Genomic DNA, 17,828 nt, shown 5'->3' on the forward strand with positions numbered 1-17,828 from the left:
GCGGTGAGTGCGGGCATTGACCCGCTCACACCACTGGAAACACGCGTCCGCCAGGTCGGCGAACGAGGAGTAGACCGGTAACAGGTTCGCCGTGGTGGGCACCAGGTCCGCCTTGGCGATCTTGACGCCTGCATTGATGTCAGGCGTGTCCCGGAGATCTCATGTCCATCTATCCGGAGACTTCATGTCCGCACACCCGGACCAAACTGTCCGCCCACCCAGACTTTTTCATGTCCGCTGGCAGGTTCCGACGGTCCGATCCGACTCGCATCGTCCGGTCGCGCCGACCGGCTCACCCAGAGATCGTGTCCGTTGAGCAGTTCACCGAGGTTCAACTCATGCGACGGTCGCGGGCGGCCGGTGGACTGCCCGCGCGCCGGAAGCTCGAACGCGGACCGAAGGCGACGAAGCACGTGTACGCGCTCCGGGGCCGCGTCCGCTGCGGCTACTGCCAACGCCGAATGGAGGGATCTCCGCGTCAGACCCGGATCTACTACCGGTGCGCGGCTCGGAGCATCGTCCCCGGATCGCCGGTTCTCGCGGAGCATCCGAAGAACGTCTACCTACCGGAGATCGCGGTACTCGATCAGGTCAACGACTGGCTGTCGAAGCTGTTCAACCGGAAGCAGCGCGACGACACCGTTCGGCGCTTGCTCGGCGCCGGGGCCGACAAGCCACAGACCGCCGGAGAGCACCCGGCGCGGAAGCGACTCACGACCGCCGAGACGAAGCTCCGACGGCTACAGGACGCGATCGAGGCGGGCGCGAACCCGGCCGCCCTGGTCGATGCGATCAACCGCGCTCAGGAGGAGTGCGACGCGGCGCGGATGGAACTCGAACGGACACCCGCCGCGCGCGTCATCGGGCTGGCCGAGGTCGAAGCGCGGGTGGATCAACTGGCCGAGTTGGCCGGTGGACTGCGGAACGCCCTGGCAGAGGAGCTGCGGGAGTTCTACGACGCGGTCAACCTGGACATGCTCTACAACGCGGAAGACCGGCTGGTCGATGTGACCATCCGGCCTTCAGGTAGGGGTAGTGAACGTGTCCGAGGGGGGACTTGAACCCCCACGCCCGTTAAGGGCACTAGCACCTCAAGCTAGCGCGTCTGCCATTCCGCCACCCGGACTCGCGGTCTCCCGCGTGGTGTGGACACAGCGTATCGGATGGCCGGATGTGGCCCCAAATCGACCCTGTGCGGGCGGGCCCGCAGTGGTAGGAAAGCGGGGTGACCCAGCAGCAGAGCGCACCCGGACCGCACGACACGACCACCGCCGAGGCCGAGGCGGTGACCCTGACCAGCGAGTTGATCCGCATCGACACGACCAATACCGGGGATCCGGCGACGGTGGTGGGGGAGCGGGCCGCGGCGGAGTATGTGGCGGAGAAGTTGGCCGAGGTCGGTTACGAGACCACTTACGTCGAGTCCGGGGCGAAGGGGCGGGGCAACGTGTTCGCCCGGTTGGCGGGGGCCGATCCGGCGCGCGGGGCGTTGTTGATCCATGGGCATCTGGACGCGGTGCCCGCGGACGCCTCCGAGTGGTCGGTGCATCCGTTTTCCGGGGCGGTGCAGGACGACTACGTGTGGGGGCGGGGCGCGGTCGACATGAAGGACATGGTGGCCATGACGTTGGCCACGGCGCGGCGGTTCAAGCGCGACAACGTGGTGCCACCGCGGGATCTGATCTTTGCCTTCCTCGCCGACGAGGAGGCGGGGGGTGACTACGGGTCGCAGTGGTTGGTGCGGAATCGGCCGGAGTTGTTCGAGGGCGCGACCGAGGCCATCAGCGAGGTCGGCGGGTTCTCGATCACGGTCCGCGACGGCGTGCGGGCGTACATGATCGAGACGGCTGAGAAGGGCATTGCCTGGATGCGGTTGCGGGTGCGCGGGCGGGCCGGGCATGGGTCGATGGTGCACGAGGACAACGCGGTCACCAAGCTGACCCAGGCGGTGGCGAAGTTGGGGACGCACAAATTCCCCTTGGTACTGACCGACTCCGTGCGCGAGTTCCTGGCCGCGATCACCGAACTGACCGGCCTGCGGTTCGACGAGGACGACCTCGACGGCTCGGTGGCGAAGCTGGGCGCGGTGGCCAGGATGGTCGGCGCGACCCTGCGCGACACCGCCAACCCCACCATGCTCAACGCCGGGTACAAGGCGAACGTGATCCCGTCGCTGGCCGAGGCGGTGGTGGACTGCCGCGTGCTGCCTGGACGCCAGGAGGCGTTCGAGCGCGAGTTGGACGAGATCCTCGGCCCGGACGTGGAGCGCGAATGGGTGACGAGCCTGCCCCCGGTGGAGACGACGTTCGACGGCGCGCTGGTCGACGCGATGACGGCCTCGATCGTCGCGGAGGACCCCGGCGCGACGACGTTGCCCTACATGCTCTCCGGCGGCACCGACGCGAAAGCCTTCCACACCATGGGAATCCGCTGCTTCGGGTTCGCCCCGCTGCGGCTGCCCGCCGACCTTGACTTCAGTGCGCTCTTCCACGGCGTGGACGAGCGGGTGCCGGTGGACGCGCTGAAGTTCGGCACCCGGGTGCTCGACCGGTTCCTGCGCACCTGCTGAGGTGAACCGCGCGTCGACTGGCCGCGTAGGACGGAAGAGGGTTTGCTGAGCGCGTCGTGGAGGTGGCAATGCCCGAGTTCGTCAACGGACTCCCGCTGCACGCGTTGATCGTGCACGCGGTGGTCGTCCTGGTTCCGCTGGCCGTGCTGGGCACGATCGTGGTCGCGGTGTGGCCAGCGGCGCGGCGGCGGTTCGGCTGGCTGGTCGTGGTGGTCGCGGCGGTGGGCGCCGCGCTGACGCCGATCACGGCGAGCAGTGGCCGCGATCTGGAGCGCAGGCTGCCGGAGAACGAGCTGATCCAGGCGCACGAGCGGTTGGGCGACCAGTTGATCTGGTTCGTGGTGCCGCTGTTCGTGGCTGTGCTGGCACTGATGCTCGTGCACACCGCGGCGGCGCGGGCGAGCGGTCCGAAACGCACCAACGTCGCGCTGGTGCTGGCCGCGATCGTCGCCATCGGGCTCGCGGGCGCTTCCGGCGTGCATGTGTTCCGCGTCGGCGAGGCGGGTTCGCGCGCGGTGTGGGACGGAATCGAGAACCTGCCTGCCCGCTGACCCCGGTCAGGTGATCAGGCCGGGCAGCAGGTTCTTCTTTCGCTTGCGGCGCAGCCACACCTTGCGGGTGCCGTCGGCGTAGAGCCGCACCGTCGAGAGTTCCCACCCGGAGAACTCGGCATGGATGGACAATTGTGTGGCCGCTGTCAGCCGCGACACGCCCGGGGGCAGCCGCAGCGGCCGGTACTCCCAATCGCCGTCGATCACCCCGTCACTCATGGCTGCACCACCTGGACACCTCCTCCGTTGGCGGACGCGATCACCACGCGTCCACTGGCCGGGTCGACGGCCACCGAGTTCGGCTGGCCGACCGTCGCGAACCGGTACCGCTGCTGGGGTTCCTCGCCCGCGACGTGGAGCCCGACCACCTCGTTGGACTCGGTCAGGGTGACCCACGCGAGGTCGCGGCGCGGGTCGTAGGCGATGGCGTAGGGGGCGCCGGGGACCGGATAACGCTGCCGCAGCAGCAAAGGGTCGAGGGAGAACGCGAGCAGCGCGCCGCCGCGGGTGTCGGTGACCAGCACGCGGCCGAACCGGTCGACGACGCCGTTGGTCGCGCCCTGGCCCGCGCGCAATCCCTCGCCGACGGTGCCCGCGGCGACGTCGAGTTCGAACAGGGCGTTGCGCAGCCGGTCGAGGACGACGGCACCGGAGCCGGGGGCGAAGACCTGGTCGGCGCTGAGCAGGCCGCCGGTGATGACCCGCCGCACGCGGTCGCCGTCGAGCACGGCGACACCCTTGCCGTCGCGGACGGCCACCAGGGTGGCGCCCTGGTAGGTAGCGGCGCCCACGGGCGTGCCGTCGACGGTGGCCCGGCCGGTCGCGCCGCCCGCGAGGTCGACTCGCAGGACGCTGCCGGGCGCGGCGACCGCGGCGAGCACGGGACCGCCCGGCGCGGCGAGGGTCAGCGTCTCGGCGGGGCCGGGCAGGTCGACGGTGCGGGGCGCGCGGTCGAGCGCGTCGAGGTCGTAGAGCCGGACCTGCGGCGGGGACTCGACGGCGACGGCCAGCGTGCGGGTGCGCTCGTCGGCGACGACGGCGGTCGCGGCGGACGCCAGCGGCAGCACGGTGCCCGCCGGGACGGCCACGGGCGCGGGGGAACGGGCGGCGGTGGCGGCGACGGGGTTCGCCGAGACCATCAACTCGTCCTCGGGCTGCCCGGTGGACGTGCACCCCGCGAGCGCGGTGGTGACGGCCAGGGCTGCGACCAAGCGGCGCAACGGCTCCTCCGACGGCATCGGCGACAGCGGACTGCTCTCCAGCATCCCGCACCGGGCGCCCGGAAGCCACGTCCGCGGGCGCAGCGTGTCTCACGTTCGGGGTGAAGGCGAAACCGATTTGTAACAACCGGGCCGAGCGCACCGAAGGAGTGGGCACCAGTGCTCGGGAGGCATCAATGGCGATTGATCCGACGCACCTGCCCATCTTCGGCGACCCCGCACCCGCCGACCCACCCGCGCCGGTGCGCGCGGCGAGCGCGTTGTTGCTGGTCCAGGTCGTCCTATCGGGACTGCACCTGACCTACCTCGCGGTGGCCACCGACCGGGACCTCGCCCTGTTCGCGGTGCCGTTGGCGCTGACGGCGTGGTTCGCGCTGAGCGTGCGGGCCGGGCGCGACTGGGCGCGCCCGGTGGCGAGCGCGGCGGCCGGGGTGTCGCCGCTGCTGACCGTCGCGCTGCTGTCCGGGCCGCTCGACGTCGCCCTGCTGGCGCTGTCCGTGGCGTTGATCACCAACGCCGTGCACCTGATGTACCGGGCGGACGTGCGCGAGTACTTCCTCCCGGCCGACGCAGACCGGACCGAGCGGGTCTGAGCAGGTTCCCCAACCGGCACACCGCCCGCCAGGCGAGCACGCCCACGGCGAGGGTCAGTACGACCACCAGCCACGCGGGCAGGTGCGGCAGCAGCGCCAGGTACACCACGTAGTGGGTGAGGTAGACATACAGCGACGCCCCGGCGAGCAGCCCCCCGACACGCACCACCGGGCCGGGCAGGCGGATCTTGGGCACCAGCAGCACCAGCAGCAGCCCGCCCCCGACGATCGCGTCGCGCACCGGGTCGTCGAAGTAGCCCGGGACCAGCAGCAGCGCCAGCGCCACGGTCGCGAGCCGCTGGGAGCCGGTGGCCGAGCGCTGGGCGACCCACCCGAGCACGAACAGCCACAGCACGCCGTGGGTGCTCATGTCGCGCGCGGAGAACGCCGCGTCGTGCTCGGCCGGAATGCGGGCCAGCAGCGCGACGGCCAGCGCCGCGACGCCGAGCGCGAACCCGTGCGCGTGGGCCAGGCGGCGCACCGCGGGCACGGTGAACACCAGCGCGAGCAGCACCAGGATCTGCACCAGCGCCTCGACGTACCAGTAGGCCACGGTGCCCGCGCGCACGTAGTTGTTGACCAGCAGGACATTGCTGACCGCGACGTTGTCCGCCTCGGTCGAGCGCCACGCCAGCCACAGCGCCGAGGGGACCGCGATCCGGGCGGCGCCGCGGGCGATCCGGGCGGCGCTGTGCTCGGGGTCGAGGGGGGACAGGGCGAACCGGGCGAAGCTCCACCCGGCGATCACCAGCAGCAGGTGCGCCCCGCCCCAGACCTGGACCAGGCCGACGTGGGTGCCGACGATCAGCACGATCGCCAGGGCGCGCAGCGCGATGGTGGTCTCCAGCGAGCGCGGCCCCGGCCGCGGCCGCGCCGCTTCGAGGTCGCGCACCGCCATGGTGTGCCAGCCGTCGGGGAGGTGGCCGAGCAGGTGCTCCAGGTCGATCGATGCGCGCACGTAGGTCAGCGAGTCGCCGCCGAGGCCGACGAAGGTGGCGTCGGCGGGGATGTCGTCGCGGTGCAGGACGCGCTGGTAGATGCGGCGGACCGAGGTGCTCGGCGCGTCGTCGGGACGGTCGGCGGCGATGGCCGGGTAGTCGATCTTGCCGGTGCCCAGCCGGGGCAGTTCGGCGTACTCGCGGACCCGCACGCCCGCCGCGGGCAGACCGACGTGCCGGGCGACGACGGCGCGCGCGGCGTCGGGGTCCTGGCCCGCCACGATGGCCAGGGTGACGGCGGTGTCGTCGCCCGCGGCGGCGGCGCGGAACCCGGCGTCGGCGAGCAGTCGCTCGATCTCGTCGAGGTCGACGCGCAGCCCGAACGGCTTGACGAACCGGCTCACCCGCCCGACGACCTCGTAGAGCCCATCGGGCGCGCGGCGGGCGAGATCGCCGGTGGGTAACTCGGCCAGGGTGGCGCCGAGGGCGAGGTCGGCGGGGCGGCGGGCGTAGCCGAGCATGACGTTGGGGCCGCGGTACACCAGTTCCCCGGACGGCCGGATCTCGAAGGAGCCGCCGGGAATCGGGACGCCGACGGCCTCCGGGCGCTCGGCGGCGAGCTCGGGCGGCAGGTAGGCCATCCGCGCGGTGGCCTCGGTCTGCCCGTACATCACGTAGAACCGCCTGCCGGTCCGCTCGGCGAGTCGGGCGTGGTGGCGGACGCGCTCGGGGGCGAGCCGCCCGCCCGCCTGGGTGAGGTAGCGCAGGCTGGGCAGGTCGAGGTCGGCGAAGCCGACGCGGTCGAGCAGGTCGAAGGTGTGCGGCACGCCGTGCAGGCTGGTGCAGCCGTGCGCGCGGAACGCCGTCCAGAACTCGGGTTCGGTCACCGAGCGGTCGGTCAGCAGCAGCGCGGCGCCGCGCAGGAGGTTGCTGTTGACCACCGAGAGCCCGTAGCAGTAGTGCATCGGCAGGGTGGCGGCCGCGCGGTCGGTGTCGCGGATGTCGAGGTAGTCGGCGATGGCCTCGGCGTTGGCCAGCAAGTTCGCCGCGGACAGCCGCACCAGCTTGGCGCTGCCGGTGGAGCCCGAGGTCGACAGCAACAGCGCGAGGTCGGGGTGCAGGTCGTGCGCGGTGCCGGGACGCCGCTCGTGCACCGCGCCCCGCACGACCACGTCCGGGTCGTAGCGTTCGACGAGGGCGTCGAGCGCGTCGGGCGCGGTGAGCAGCACCGGGTGCCCGCCGTGCAGGGCGGCGAGGTAGGCGACCAGTGGGTCGACCTCGTTGGTCGCGGTCACCAGGACCAGCCGCCGGGTGGTGCCGAGCCGCTCCGCCGTGGCGGTGACCCTCGCGGCGAGGTCGCGGTAGCCAAGGGTGGTGCCGTCCGGCGTGATCACCGCGACCCGGTCGCCGAACGCCGCCAACGCCTCGGCGACCGAGACACCGAGACGCGCCCTCGCCATCGTCACGGCTTCACCTCGGCTCCTCGGTCACCGCCCGGCCCAGGGCAGCCTAAGTGAGCATAGGCTAACCAACATAGTTCGTCACGGGTCGGATTCGACCCGCTCAACCCAGACGGCGCTCCGGGTAGCCGAGATCGAGATTGCTGACGTCGTCGAGGGCGGCGCGGATCGCCGCGGGCAGGGTGAGATCCTCGGCCGCGAGCGAGCCCCGGAGCTGCGCGGTGTCCCGCGCGCCGACGACGGGCGCGACCACACCGGGCCGGTCGCGCACCCAGGCCAGCGCGACCGCCAGCGGCGAGGTGCCCAGGCCGTCGGCCGCGGTGACCACGGCCTGCACGATCCGCGCGGCCCGCTCGGTGCGGTGCTGCTCGACGTACGGTGCGAAGTGCGCGGACGCGCCGCGCGAGTCCGCCGGCGTGCTCGTCCGGTACTTGCCGGTGAGCACGCCGCGCCCCAGCGGCGCCCAGGGCAGCAGGCCCAGGCCGTGGTGCGCGGCGGCGGGCACCACCTCCCGCTCGACGCCGCGCTCCAGCAGCGAGTACTCGACCTGCGTGCTGACCAGCGGCGCGGCTCCCGCGGTGAGCGCCTGCCTGGCCGCGGCGGTGGCGGTCTGCCAGCCGGTGTAGTTCGAGATGCCCGCGTAGCGCACCTTGCCGCTGCGCACGGCGGCGTCGACCGCGGCCAGCGTCTCCTCCAGCGGCACCGCCGCGTCCCACGCGTGGAGCTGCCACAGGTCGACGTGGTCGGTGTCGAGCCGGGTCAGCGACCCCTCCAGGGCCGCGAGCAGCGCGCCGCGGGACGCGCCGCCGCCGAACGGGCCGTCGTCGCGGCGGGCGACGGCCTTGGTGGCGAGCACGATCCGGTCGCGCGGCACCAGGTCGTCGAGCAGGGTGCCGAGGACGGCCTCGCTCTGGCCGTCGCAGTAGATGTCGGCGGTGTCGACCAGCGTGCCGCCCGCCTCGACGAACGCGGCCAACTGGCTCGCGGCCTCGTCGGGGTCGGTGTCCCTGCCCCAGGTCATCGTGCCCAGCGCCATCCGGGACACCCGCAGCCCGCTGCGCCCGAGGTGTCGTTGTTCCACTACCCCACCTCCCCGGAGTTCTCACGTTGGGTCACCGGGGCCATACAACCACGCGGTGGGCCGGTCACCCGGGTCGACTGTCGCCGCGGTCCCCTTGGATGGCTGTTGTGCGTCGTTCTGGCACGAAGGGATACTGGTGAGTAATGTCGCCGGAATGCGACTGGGAATGAACTTGGGCTACTGGGGTGCCGGGAACGACGCCGCGAATCTCGAACTGGCCAAGGAGGCGGACCGGCTGGGCTACTCGGTGGCCTGGGTCGCCGAAGCCTACGGTTCGGACGCGCCCACGGTGCTGGCGTGGGTCGCCGCGCAGACCGAGCGGATCGACATCGGCAGCGCGATCCTGCAGATCCCGGCCCGTCGCCCGACCATGGCCGCGATGACCGCCGCCACCCTGGACACCCTTTCGGGCGGCCGGTTCCGGCTGGGCCTCGGTGTGTCCGGCCCGCAGGTCTCCGAGGGCTGGTACGGGGTGAAGTTCGACAAGCCGCTGGGCCGCACCCGCGAGTACGTCGAGATCGTCCGCTCCGCCCTGCGCCGCGAGCGGGTGGACTACCAGGGCAAGCACTTCGTGCAGCCGCTGCCCGACGGTCCCGGCAAGCCGCTCAAGCTCACCGTGCACCCGGTGCGCGAGGAGATCCCGATCTACCTGGCCTCGATCGGGCCGAAGAACCTGGAGCTGACCGGCGAGATCTCCGACGGCTGGCTGGCGATCTTCTACTCCCCGGAGCACGGCCGCGAGTCGCTGGAGCTGATCGCGAAGGGCCGGACGAAGGTGGGCAAGACCCTCGACGGGTTCGACGTCGTGCCGACCGTCCCGCTCGTCGTCGGCGACGACTGGCGGGCCGCCGCCGACACCGTGCGCCCGTACGCGGCGCTGTACGTGGGCGGGATGGGCAGCCGCGAGCAGAACTTCTACAACGCCCTCGCCTGCCGGATGGGCTACGAGGCCGAGGCGGCCGAGACCCAGGACCGCTACCTCGCCAAGGACTACGCGGGTGCGGCGGCTGCGGTGCCGCTCGGGTTCATCGACTCGACCTCGCTGCTCGGGCCCAAGGAGCGCATCGCGGAGAAGATGGTGGCGCTGGCCGAGTCCGGGGTCACCACCCTGACCGTTTCGCCGATCCTGCAAGATCTGGAGCAGAGCAAGGCGGCGCTGCGCGTCGCCGTGGAAGCCCTGGACCTCGCGGGAGTCGGTAGTTGACCTGGTTTCAAGCACTCGTTCTCGGCCTCGTCCAGGGACTCACGGAGTTCCTCCCGATCTCCTCGTCCGCGCACGTTCGGATCGTCTCGGAGCTGTGGTTCGGCGGTGACGCGGGCGCCTCGTTCACCGCGGTGATCCAACTCGGCACCGAGGCCGCCGTGGTGATCTACTTCGCCAAGGACATCTGGCGGATGCTGCGCGCCTGGTTCCGCGGCCTGGTGCACGCTGACGCGCGCCGCGACCCGGACTACCGACTGGCCTGGTACGTCATCATCGGCTCGGTGCCGATCAGCGTGCTGGGCGTGCTGTTCAAGGACGAGATCCGCTCGTCGCTGCGCAACCTGTGGATCACCGCGATCGTGCTGATGGTGTTCGCGGTGTTCCTCGCCATCGCCGACGAGACGGCCAAGCAGCGCCGCGACACGCTGACCTTGAAGGACAGCGTGTTCATGGGTCTGGCGCAGGCGATGGCGCTGATCCCCGGCGTGTCCCGCTCCGGCGGCACGCTCACCGCGGGCCTGTTCCTCGGCCTCGACCGCGAGGCGGCGACCCGGTACTCGTTCCTGCTGGCCATCCCGGCGGTGTTCGGCGCGGGCATCTTCAGCATCCCCGACGTGCTCGACCGCGGTGGGCCGGGTCTGCAGGCGTCGGTGCCGCAGACCGTCGCGGCCACCGCCGTGGCGTTCGTCGTCGGCTACGCGAGCGTGGCGTGGCTGCTCAGGTACGTCTCCAAGCACAGCTTCATGGTGTTCGTGTGGTACCGGATCGCGCTGGGCGCGGCGCTGTGCGGGCTGCTCGCCACCGGGGTCGTCAGCCCCACCTGAGCGGCCCATTAGGCTCGGGTCCGTGGCCACCGTGGTACTGCTCCGACACGCCCGCTCCACCGCCAACGGCTCCGGGGTGCTCGCCGGCCGCGCCGAGGGCGTCCACCTCGACGACAGCGGGCAGCGGCAGGCCCTGGGCCTGGTCGACCGGCTCGCCGCCGTGCCGCTGCGCGCGATCGTCGCCTCGCCGCTGCTGCGGTGCGCGCAGACGGTGGCGCCGCTGGCCGCCGCGCGCGCGCTCACCCCGGCCGTCGAGGACGCGCTCGCCGAGGTCGACTACGGGTCGTGGACCGGCCGCGCGATCCGGGACCTGGTGGGCGAGCCGCTGTGGAAGGTCGTGCAGCAGCACCCGTCGGCCGCGGTGTTCCCCGACGGCGAGGGCCTGGCCGGGGTGCAGGCCCGGGCGGTGGCCGCGGTCCGCGCGCACGACGCGCGGATCACCGCCGAGTTCGGCGACCGGGCGGTGTGGCTGCTGTGCAGCCACGGCGACGTGATCAAGGCCCTGCTCGCCGACGCGCTGGGCCAACACCTCGACACCTTCCAGCGGATCGTGGTCGACCCGGCGTCGGTCTCGGTGGTCCGCTACACCGAGACCCGGCCGTTCGTGCTGCGGATGAACGACTGCGGCAGCGAACTCGCGGGCGTGGTGCCCCCGGAGCCCAAAGCCGAGGAACCGCCGGTCGACGCGGGGGACGCCACGGTCGGCGGCTCGACCGGCTGAGCAGGCCGCGAAGCTGTCACGAATTCCCGAAACCCGCGATGTACTCCTTGCTTCCGTGTGACTATGCGGCACCGAGCCGGACGGCTCACAGCGAGTGAGGAGTGGCAATGTCACAGGACTGGGGTCAGGGTCAGGGCAACTACGGCCAGGAACCTGGCGGCTACCCGCAGCAGGGGGGCTACCCCCAGGCCCCCGGCTATCCGCAGCAGGGTTACCCGCAGACCGGTGGCCTGCCCCAGGCGCCCGCGGAGTACGGCGGCGGTCCGATCACGCGGTCCGGCGCGGTCACCTCGGCCGCGGTTCTCGCGTTCGTGCAGGCCGGTATCACCACCATCACCACCATCATCGTGCTCGCGGGTGCGGCGAACAGCAGCGGCGGCGGCGGCGAGGCGTCGGTGAGCTTCGTCATCGGACTGGTCCAGCTCGCGGGCGTGCTGCTGCTGATCTTCGGCGGCGTGCAGCTCATGCAGGGCAAGGGCCGCGGGCTGCTGGTCGCGGGTGCCATCGTGGAGATCGTGCTGTCGGCGACCTACCTGGTCGCGTTCGCGGTCATCCCGACCTTCGGCGTGGACACCTTCGAGGGCGCCAAGACGTTCCTGATCCTCGTCGCGCTGCTGTTCGCCGTGATGCCGACCATCAGCCTGATCCAGGCCCTTGGCGCGTCGGGCACCGAGTGGCTGCGCTCGCGCCGGGGCCACTGAGCCCTCACCTGGCGAGCAGTTCGACCTGGGCCAGGGTGGCGCTGCCGTCGATCGTGAGCCGGTGGTGCCGGTAGCTGCCGGGGGTGGCCACCCGGAACGGGCGGGTCTGCCTGCGCCACCGGAACCGCTCGCCCGCGCGGCGATCGACGGTGTGCCAGGTGGTCCCGTCGGTCGAGCCGCTCAGTGTCCACCCGGTCGGGTCATGCTCGCGCGCGGCCGAGGTGAGGGTGTAGACCAGCACCTCGGCCGGGTCGCCGGTCATCTCGATCGGACTGTCCACAGCGGACTCCGTGCGGGTGGTGTCGTCGAACAGCGGGCCCGGCAGCCCGGCGGTGACGTCGCGTAGCGGCGGGCCTTGGCCCAGCGGGGGCGGGACGGCGTCGGGGCCGGTGCCCCAGTCCGACGGCTCTGGTCCCATGTCGAACGCCAGGTGCGCGCCCGCGGCGAGCACGTCGTGCGCGATGTAGGCGCGGTCGTGGGGTTCGCCGTCCACTCGAAGGCTCTGCACGTAGGGGTGCTGGTGGTTGGCGGCGGTGACCACGAGGTCGCGGCCGTTCTCCAGGTGCACCACCGCGCGCGGGAACAGCGGTGAGCCGATCGTGTAGTACGGGCTGCCGACGCGCAGCGGGTAGAAGCCCAGGGCGCTGAAGACGTACCACGCCGACATCTCGCCGTTGTCCTCGTCGCCGCAGTAGCCCTGGCCGATCTCGCTGCCCTGGTAGAGCCGGGCCAGCACGTCGCGGACCTTCTCCTGGGTGCGCCAGGGCTGTCCGGCGTGGGTGTAGAGGTACGGGATGTGGTGGGCGGGCTGGTTGCTGTGCCCGTACTGGCCCATCCGCACGTCGCGGGCCTCGGTCATCTCGTGGATCACCCGCCGGTAGGAGCCGGGGTGGGTGGCGGTCTCGGGGGTGGCGAAGTACTCGTCGAGCTTGGCGGCGAGTCCGGCGGGGCCGCCGTGCAGGTCGGCGAGGCCGCCGCCGTCGTGCGGCACGGCGAACGCGGCGGTCCACCCGTTGGTCTCGGTGTAGTCGTGGCCCCACACGCGCGGGTCGTAGCTCGCAGGCGACCAGCGCCACCCGCCGTCGGGCGTGCGGCCTTGGAAGAAGCCGATCGCCGGGTCGAAGTGGTGCACGTAGTGGCGCGCGCGGTCGAGGAAGTAGGCGTGGTCGTCGTCCTCGCCCAGCGCGGCGGCGAGTGCGGCGATGCCGAAGTCGTTGACGCAGCCCTCCATCGCCCACGACAGGCCCTCGGGCGTGGCGGTGGACGTGTGGTGGGTGAAGATCGACCGGTCCAGGCCCTTGCGGCCGACCGCGTCGTGCGGTGGGGTGACGGTGGCGTTGCGCAGGGCGGCGGCGTAGGCGTCGCGGACGTCGAAGCCGGGGACGCCCTTGAGCGCGGCGTCGGCGAACGCGACGTCGGAACTGGTGCCGGTCATCAGGTTCGCGTAGCCGGGGGAGGACCAGCGGGCGACCCAGCCGCCGTCGCGGTACTGCTGCAGGAAGCCGTCGACCAGTTCGCCGCAGCGGGTGGGGGCGAGCAGCGCGTAGGCGGGCCAGCAGGTGCGGTAGGTGTCCCAGAAGCCGTTGTTCACGAACACCTTGCCGTCCACTATGGACGGTGGGCTGACCGGGCTGGCGTAGCGGTGACGCGGCTGCGCGGCGGTGCCGGTGTTCTCGTGGCCCGCGTTGGGGTAGAGGAAGAGCCGGTACAGGCACGAGTAGAGCGTGGTGAGCTGGTCGTCGGTGGCGCCCTCGACCTCGACCCGGCCGAGTTCGGCGGCCCACGCGGCGCGGGCGCGGTCCCGCACGGACTGGAACGCCTCGGTCGCGCCGATCTCCGACTCCAGGTTGCGCCGCGCCTGCTCGGGACTGATCAGCGACGTCGCGATCCGCACGGTCACCACGGTCTCGCCCTGGCGCTCGGGCTCGAACCGGATCAGCGCGGTGCGCGCCCGGCCCAGGCCCCGCAACCGGTTCCCGGCGGCGGCGATCGGTCGGTCCACTGTGGCGTGCACGAACATCCGGCCCGCGCCCGCGGACAGTCCACTTCGGACATCGGTGTGCCCGGTGATCGTCCGGGCGACCGCGTCGACGCGGACCGCGCCGCCGTGGCCGACGTTGTCCAGCACCAGGTTCGCCGGGCCGGGCGGGAAGGTGAACCGCAGCGCGGCGGCGTGGTCGGTCGGGGCGATCTCGGCGGTGACGCCGTTGTCGAAGCGGACAGCGTAGTGGTGGGGCCGGGCGGTCTCGTCCTCGCGGCGGAACGACAGCGCCCGCGCGCGTCTGCCGACCCGGGTGCCGCGGGTGGGCATCAGGTGCAAGGTGTGCCGGTCGCCCATCCACGGGCTGGGCAGGTGGCTCAGCCCGAACGCCTGGATCGCGGTGTCGCGGTACTGGTAGAACCAGTTGGTCACCGCCGCGTCGGTGATCGGCGTCCAGAAGTTGAACCCGTGCGGCACGGCGGTCGCGGGGAAGGTGTTGCCGCGGGAGAACTTCCCGGTGGAGTGCGTGCCGCGAGTGGTGATCACCCGGTCGACAGCGGCCGCGGGCCTGCGCGGCGCGGGTCCGATGACCAGGTCGTCGAGCCAGCCCGCGAACTCGGCGGGACCGTGCGGGCCGCGGTAGGCGAGCAGGACGCGGGTGATCGTGCGGCCGCGGGCGACCCGGCCCAGGTGCACGGTGCGGTGGTTCCACTGGTCGGGCAACAGCGCGCGGGAGCCGCCCTGGCCGAGCGGGGTCAACGGGAAGCCGAGCTGGTCGGCGGCGTCGAGGTCGGACAGGTGGGTGCCGTCGGCGAAGGCGAGGTCGACGGCCACGAACGTGCTCGGGTAGCGCAGGTCGCCGCCGGTCAGCTCCGGGAAGATCACGTAGCTCAGCTCGGTGTCGGCGGCGACGGTGAGGTCCGACCAGAACAGCCGGTTGGTCCGGTGCGCCTCGCCGGTCGCGGTGTGGCTGCCCTCGTAGCGCAGGGCGTGCGCCCCGGTGAACCCGACGCCGGGTCGTGCGGCCGGGGCCTTCGCCGGCCCGGCGCCGACCCGGGTACGCAACTCGGCGCCGTCGGCCCTCGGCGCGCCGGACGGGTCGAGGTCGACGGTGTCGGTCCAGGTCGGCGCGGGGTCGGTCGGCTCGAACGACGTGCGGAAGCCTTCGACGCTCATTGATCAAGGGTAGGCCGGGCTGCGGAATCGACCGGAGTCGACCGGAGTCGACCGGAATCGACCGGAATCGACCGGAATCGGGTGGTCGTACCCGGGTCCGCGACGGCATGATGGACGCGGGGCGGGCGCCGACGAGGAAGTGGCGCCCGCCCCGGCTCGCTAGTCGCCCAAGTGCAGGGGGAGGCGGCGCAGGCCGCGGAAGGTCAGGCCCGGTTCACGTTCGGGCCGGTCCGTCTCGGCCAGGCGCAGGCCGGGGAACCGCGCGGTGAGCCTGCCGAGGGCGATCTCGGCCTCCACCCGCGCCAGCGCCATGCCCAGGCACGCGTGCGCGCCGTGGCCGAAGGCGAGGTGCCGGGCGGCACCGCGGCGCAGGTCGAGGACGTCGGGCTCGGTGAACACGGCCGGGTCGCGGTTGGCCGCACCGAGCACCAGCAGCACCGACTGCCCCGCCGCGATCGGCACGCCGCCGATCACCACCTCGCGGGCGACCATGCGCCCGGTCATCTGCACCGGGGAGTCGTAGCGCAGCAGTTCGTCCACGCACCTGCCGAGCAGCGCGGGCTCCGCGCACAGCAGCTCCCACTGGGCGCGCTCGCGCAGCAGCGCCAGCACGCTGTTGCCCAGCAGGTGCGTGGTCGTCAGGTGCCCGGCGGCCAGCAGCAGCACCAGGTTCGCCAGCAGGTCGGCGGGGGCGAGCCGGTCGCCGTCGCCGGTCACCAGGGCGCTGATCAGGTCCTCGCGCGGGTCGGCGCGGCGGGCCGCGGTCAGCTCGGTCAGGTAGGCGAGGAACTCCGCGACGGCGGCGAGCGCGGCCCGCAGCGCGTCGGCGTCGGGGGCCACGTCGTCGAGCAGGACGCCGAAGGACACCGACCACGACCGCAGCCGGTCGCGGTCCACGGGCGGCACACCCAGCAGCTCGGCGATCACCTCGACCGGCAGCGGCAGCGCGAGGTCGGCGACCAGGTCGACGCCGCCACGCTCGGCCGCGGCGTCGAGCAGCGCGTCGGTGCGGGCGGCGATCGCTGGCCGCAAGCCCTCGACCCGACGCGGGGTGAACGCCTTGGCGATCAGCCGGCGCAGCCGCGCGTGCTCGGGCGCGTCGGTGAACAGCAGCTGCCGCGCCAGCATGGCCACGACCTGCCGCTCCGCGGCCGAGGCGCCCGGCCCGGCGAAGAACCGCACCGCCGACAGCGCCGGGTCGCGCAGGGCCGCCGCGACCTCCTGGTGCCCGGTGACCACCCACTGGCCGCGGTCGGCGTCGAAGAGCACCGGCCCACGGGCGCGCAGCCGCGCGTAGAAGGGGTACGGGTCACGCTGGAGGCCGGGCTCGCGCAGCCGGTTGACACTCGGCACGCGGCGCCTGAACCGTGGCATCATCCGGCCCCCAGGTCGTGTTCGGACCCCACGGTACCCGCAGGTCCAGTACCTTCCGGCCAAGTTCGGGCGGCGAAGGGGCAGCACATGACGTCGGGGATCGGGCAGCGGTTCGTTGCCGAGGTCGATCGAGCGGCCTGGCGGCGGCCGCTGGTGCCTTGGGTGGCGGCGGGCGGCGCGGTCGCGGTGCTCGCGGTGGCGTTCCTGGCCGCCGGGTGGGTGCCGCGCGCGGTGGCGCTCGTCGCGCTGGTGCCCGCTGTCGCGGGGCCCGCGGCCAAGATCGGCGGCTACGTGGCCCGGCGCAGGCGGCGCGAGGCACCGCTGACGGTCGACGGCCACGGCGTGCGGCTGCCGACCGCGCGGGGCGCGGCGTTCCTGCCGTGGGAGACGCTGCGGTCGGTGACAGTGGACGGTCCGACGCTGAACTTCCGGGTCCGTGCGGGCGTCACCCCCGGCACGCCCGGGGTGGTCGGCCTGCACCAGCGCGACTCGTGGCCGGTGGCGTCCGGGCCGGGCCTGCCGGTCGACACGCGGCTGTTCACCCGCGGCCGCGAGGAGATCCTGGCCGCGATCGAGGAGTTCTCCGGCGGCCGGGTGTGGGCCGGACGCGGCTGAGGATCACTCGGTTGGCCTGATCACAGAGCGCCGCCGCGCGGCTACAGTTCGCGCCTGGTGGGTTCGACCGGGTGAGGAGCGGCCGGTGACCGGGGTGCGCGGGGTGGTTCGGTCGCCGTTGCTCGACCTGGTGCGGCTCACCCCGGTGCTGCGCCGCGGGCCGGGCGCGGGCGCGGTGCCGATGGATCTGGTCGCCACCGGCCCCGACGCCGCGGTGCTGGCGAGCGTGCTCGGACCGGAGTCGCTGGCGATCTGTCCACTGTGTCCGGTCCGATCGGTCGCGCCGGGGGAGTTGGCGGCCACGCTCGGCGGCCTGCTCGACGGCTCCGCGCGAGTGGTGATCGTCGGCGCGTCGACGGTGAGCGGCACTGTCCACGAAGGACGCCTGCTCGACCAGACCCTGGACCGCGCGGCCGAACTGGGCGTGCCGGTGGTGGCGGCCGCGGGCCCGCACCCCACGACGCTGACCCGGCACGCGTGGGTCGTCCCGGTGTCCTCGTGCACGGCGTCGGGCCGGGTGAGCTGGTTCGTCGACCTCGACCACGAACCGCGCGGCCTGCTCGCGCCGGGCGAGGAGGTGCCCGGCCCGCACGGCCCGGCCTCGGGCAACGGCGTCGCGGCGACCGTGGTGGCGGGCGCGGCGGCACTGCTGTGGTCACTGTTCCCCGCGGCGACGGGCGGCCAGGTGCGGTCGGCGCTGCTGATCGGCGCCACCCACCCGCGCCGCTGGGGCCCGCCCCTGCTCGACGCCGAACGAGCGTATGAGTTCCTCGCCCGCGGGATGGCCTAGTCCCGCCGCGGGCCCCGGAAACGTGGTTCG

At 72.8% G+C, this 17,828-nt stretch carries 16 protein-coding genes and 1 tRNA gene; 10 read left to right on the forward strand and 7 right to left on the reverse strand.

The annotated features are described in order from the left end of the window. The first annotated feature begins 338 nt into the window (after positions 1–338). Positions 339–1,061: a zinc ribbon domain-containing protein gene (locus tag ACT4N7_RS01720; protein WP_444826756.1), complete on the forward strand. Its 723-nt coding sequence runs from the start codon at positions 339–341 to the stop codon at positions 1,059–1,061. Here the strand turns inward: ACT4N7_RS01720 and ACT4N7_RS01725 are convergent. Beyond that, a tRNA-Leu gene (locus tag ACT4N7_RS01725) sits at positions 1,043–1,126 on the reverse strand. The genes ACT4N7_RS01720 and ACT4N7_RS01725 overlap by 19 nt on opposite strands. Positions 1,127–1,225: 99 nt before the next feature. Here ACT4N7_RS01725 and ACT4N7_RS01730 point away from each other — a divergent pair. Continuing rightward, positions 1,226–2,569, forward strand: coding sequence for a M20/M25/M40 family metallo-hydrolase (locus ACT4N7_RS01730; protein WP_444826757.1), 1,344 nt, complete (start codon positions 1,226–1,228; stop codon positions 2,567–2,569). 68 nt (positions 2,570–2,637) lie between these two features. Then, a complete protein-coding gene (locus ACT4N7_RS01735; RefSeq protein WP_444826758.1) occupies positions 2,638–3,120 on the forward strand; it encodes a DUF2231 domain-containing protein in 483 nt (160 codons plus the stop codon). 6 nt (positions 3,121–3,126) lie between these two features. On the opposite strand, the gene ACT4N7_RS01740 is transcribed toward ACT4N7_RS01735, so the two are convergent. Next, entirely contained in the window at positions 3,127–3,339 is a 213-nt protein-coding gene (locus ACT4N7_RS01740) for a DUF5703 family protein (RefSeq protein WP_444826759.1), read from the reverse strand. Then, a complete protein-coding gene (locus tag ACT4N7_RS01745; RefSeq protein WP_444826760.1) occupies positions 3,336–4,385 on the reverse strand; it encodes a YncE family protein in 1,050 nt (349 codons plus the stop codon). The genes ACT4N7_RS01740 and ACT4N7_RS01745 overlap by 4 nt, the downstream gene beginning before the upstream one ends. A gap of 131 nt (positions 4,386–4,516) precedes the next feature. Here ACT4N7_RS01745 and ACT4N7_RS01750 point away from each other — a divergent pair, with 131 nt between their 5' ends. Next, positions 4,517–4,933: a hypothetical protein gene (locus tag ACT4N7_RS01750; protein WP_444826761.1), complete on the forward strand. Its 417-nt coding sequence runs from the start codon at positions 4,517–4,519 to the stop codon at positions 4,931–4,933. Here ACT4N7_RS01750 and ACT4N7_RS01755 read toward each other — a convergent pair. Both ACT4N7_RS01755 and ACT4N7_RS01760 read right to left on the reverse strand, forming a co-directional pair. Continuing rightward, positions 4,848–7,331, reverse strand: a complete 2,484-nt coding sequence (locus tag ACT4N7_RS01755) for a non-ribosomal peptide synthetase (protein ID WP_444826788.1) — start codon at positions 7,329–7,331, stop codon at positions 4,848–4,850. The two genes, ACT4N7_RS01750 and ACT4N7_RS01755, sit on opposite strands and share 86 nt — an antisense overlap. Positions 7,332–7,434: 103 nt before the next feature. Then, positions 7,435–8,412, reverse strand: coding sequence for an aldo/keto reductase (locus tag ACT4N7_RS01760; protein ID WP_444826762.1), 978 nt, complete (start codon positions 8,410–8,412; stop codon positions 7,435–7,437). Between the two features lie 154 nt (positions 8,413–8,566). Here ACT4N7_RS01760 and ACT4N7_RS01765 point away from each other — a divergent pair, with 154 nt between their 5' ends. The 4 genes from ACT4N7_RS01765 to ACT4N7_RS01780 all read left to right on the forward strand — a co-directional run bounded on the left by ACT4N7_RS01765 (position 8,567) and on the right by ACT4N7_RS01780 (position 11,862). After that, positions 8,567–9,616 (forward strand): LLM class F420-dependent oxidoreductase, encoded by a 1,050-nt coding sequence (locus ACT4N7_RS01765; RefSeq protein ID WP_444826763.1) that lies wholly within the window; start codon positions 8,567–8,569, stop codon positions 9,614–9,616. Further along, on the forward strand, positions 9,613–10,440 hold the full coding sequence (locus tag ACT4N7_RS01770; protein WP_444826764.1) for an undecaprenyl-diphosphate phosphatase: 828 nt from the start codon (positions 9,613–9,615) through the stop codon (positions 10,438–10,440). Before ACT4N7_RS01765 ends, ACT4N7_RS01770 begins: the two co-directional genes overlap by 4 nt. Positions 10,441–10,462: 22 nt before the next feature. Then, positions 10,463–11,161: an MSMEG_4193 family putative phosphomutase gene (locus ACT4N7_RS01775; RefSeq protein WP_444826765.1), complete on the forward strand. Its 699-nt coding sequence runs from the start codon at positions 10,463–10,465 to the stop codon at positions 11,159–11,161. Between the two features lie 107 nt (positions 11,162–11,268). Continuing rightward, complete coding sequence (locus ACT4N7_RS01780; RefSeq protein WP_444826766.1) at positions 11,269–11,862, forward strand: hypothetical protein; 594 nt, start codon at positions 11,269–11,271, stop codon at positions 11,860–11,862. Between the two features lie 4 nt (positions 11,863–11,866). Here ACT4N7_RS01780 and ACT4N7_RS01785 read toward each other — a convergent pair whose 3' ends face one another. After that, a complete protein-coding gene (locus tag ACT4N7_RS01785) occupies positions 11,867–15,019 on the reverse strand; it encodes a GH92 family glycosyl hydrolase (RefSeq protein WP_444826767.1) in 3,153 nt (1,050 codons plus the stop codon). A 159-nt stretch (positions 15,020–15,178) separates the two neighbouring features. Further along, positions 15,179–16,372: a cytochrome P450 gene (locus ACT4N7_RS01790; protein WP_444826768.1), complete on the reverse strand. Its 1,194-nt coding sequence runs from the start codon at positions 16,370–16,372 to the stop codon at positions 15,179–15,181. Positions 16,373–16,480: 108 nt separating this feature from the next. Between ACT4N7_RS01790 and ACT4N7_RS01795 the strand changes: the two genes are divergently transcribed. Then, a complete protein-coding gene (locus tag ACT4N7_RS01795) occupies positions 16,481–17,008 on the forward strand; it encodes a hypothetical protein (RefSeq protein ID WP_444826769.1) in 528 nt (175 codons plus the stop codon). Between the two features lie 85 nt (positions 17,009–17,093). Beyond that, positions 17,094–17,798, forward strand: a complete 705-nt coding sequence (locus tag ACT4N7_RS01800; RefSeq protein WP_444826770.1) for a hypothetical protein — start codon at positions 17,094–17,096, stop codon at positions 17,796–17,798. Positions 17,799–17,828: the final 30 nt, after the last annotated feature.

Source organism: Actinokineospora sp. (assembly GCF_052390155.1).
In the GTDB taxonomy this organism is placed as follows: domain Bacteria; phylum Actinomycetota; class Actinomycetes; order Mycobacteriales; family Pseudonocardiaceae; genus Actinokineospora.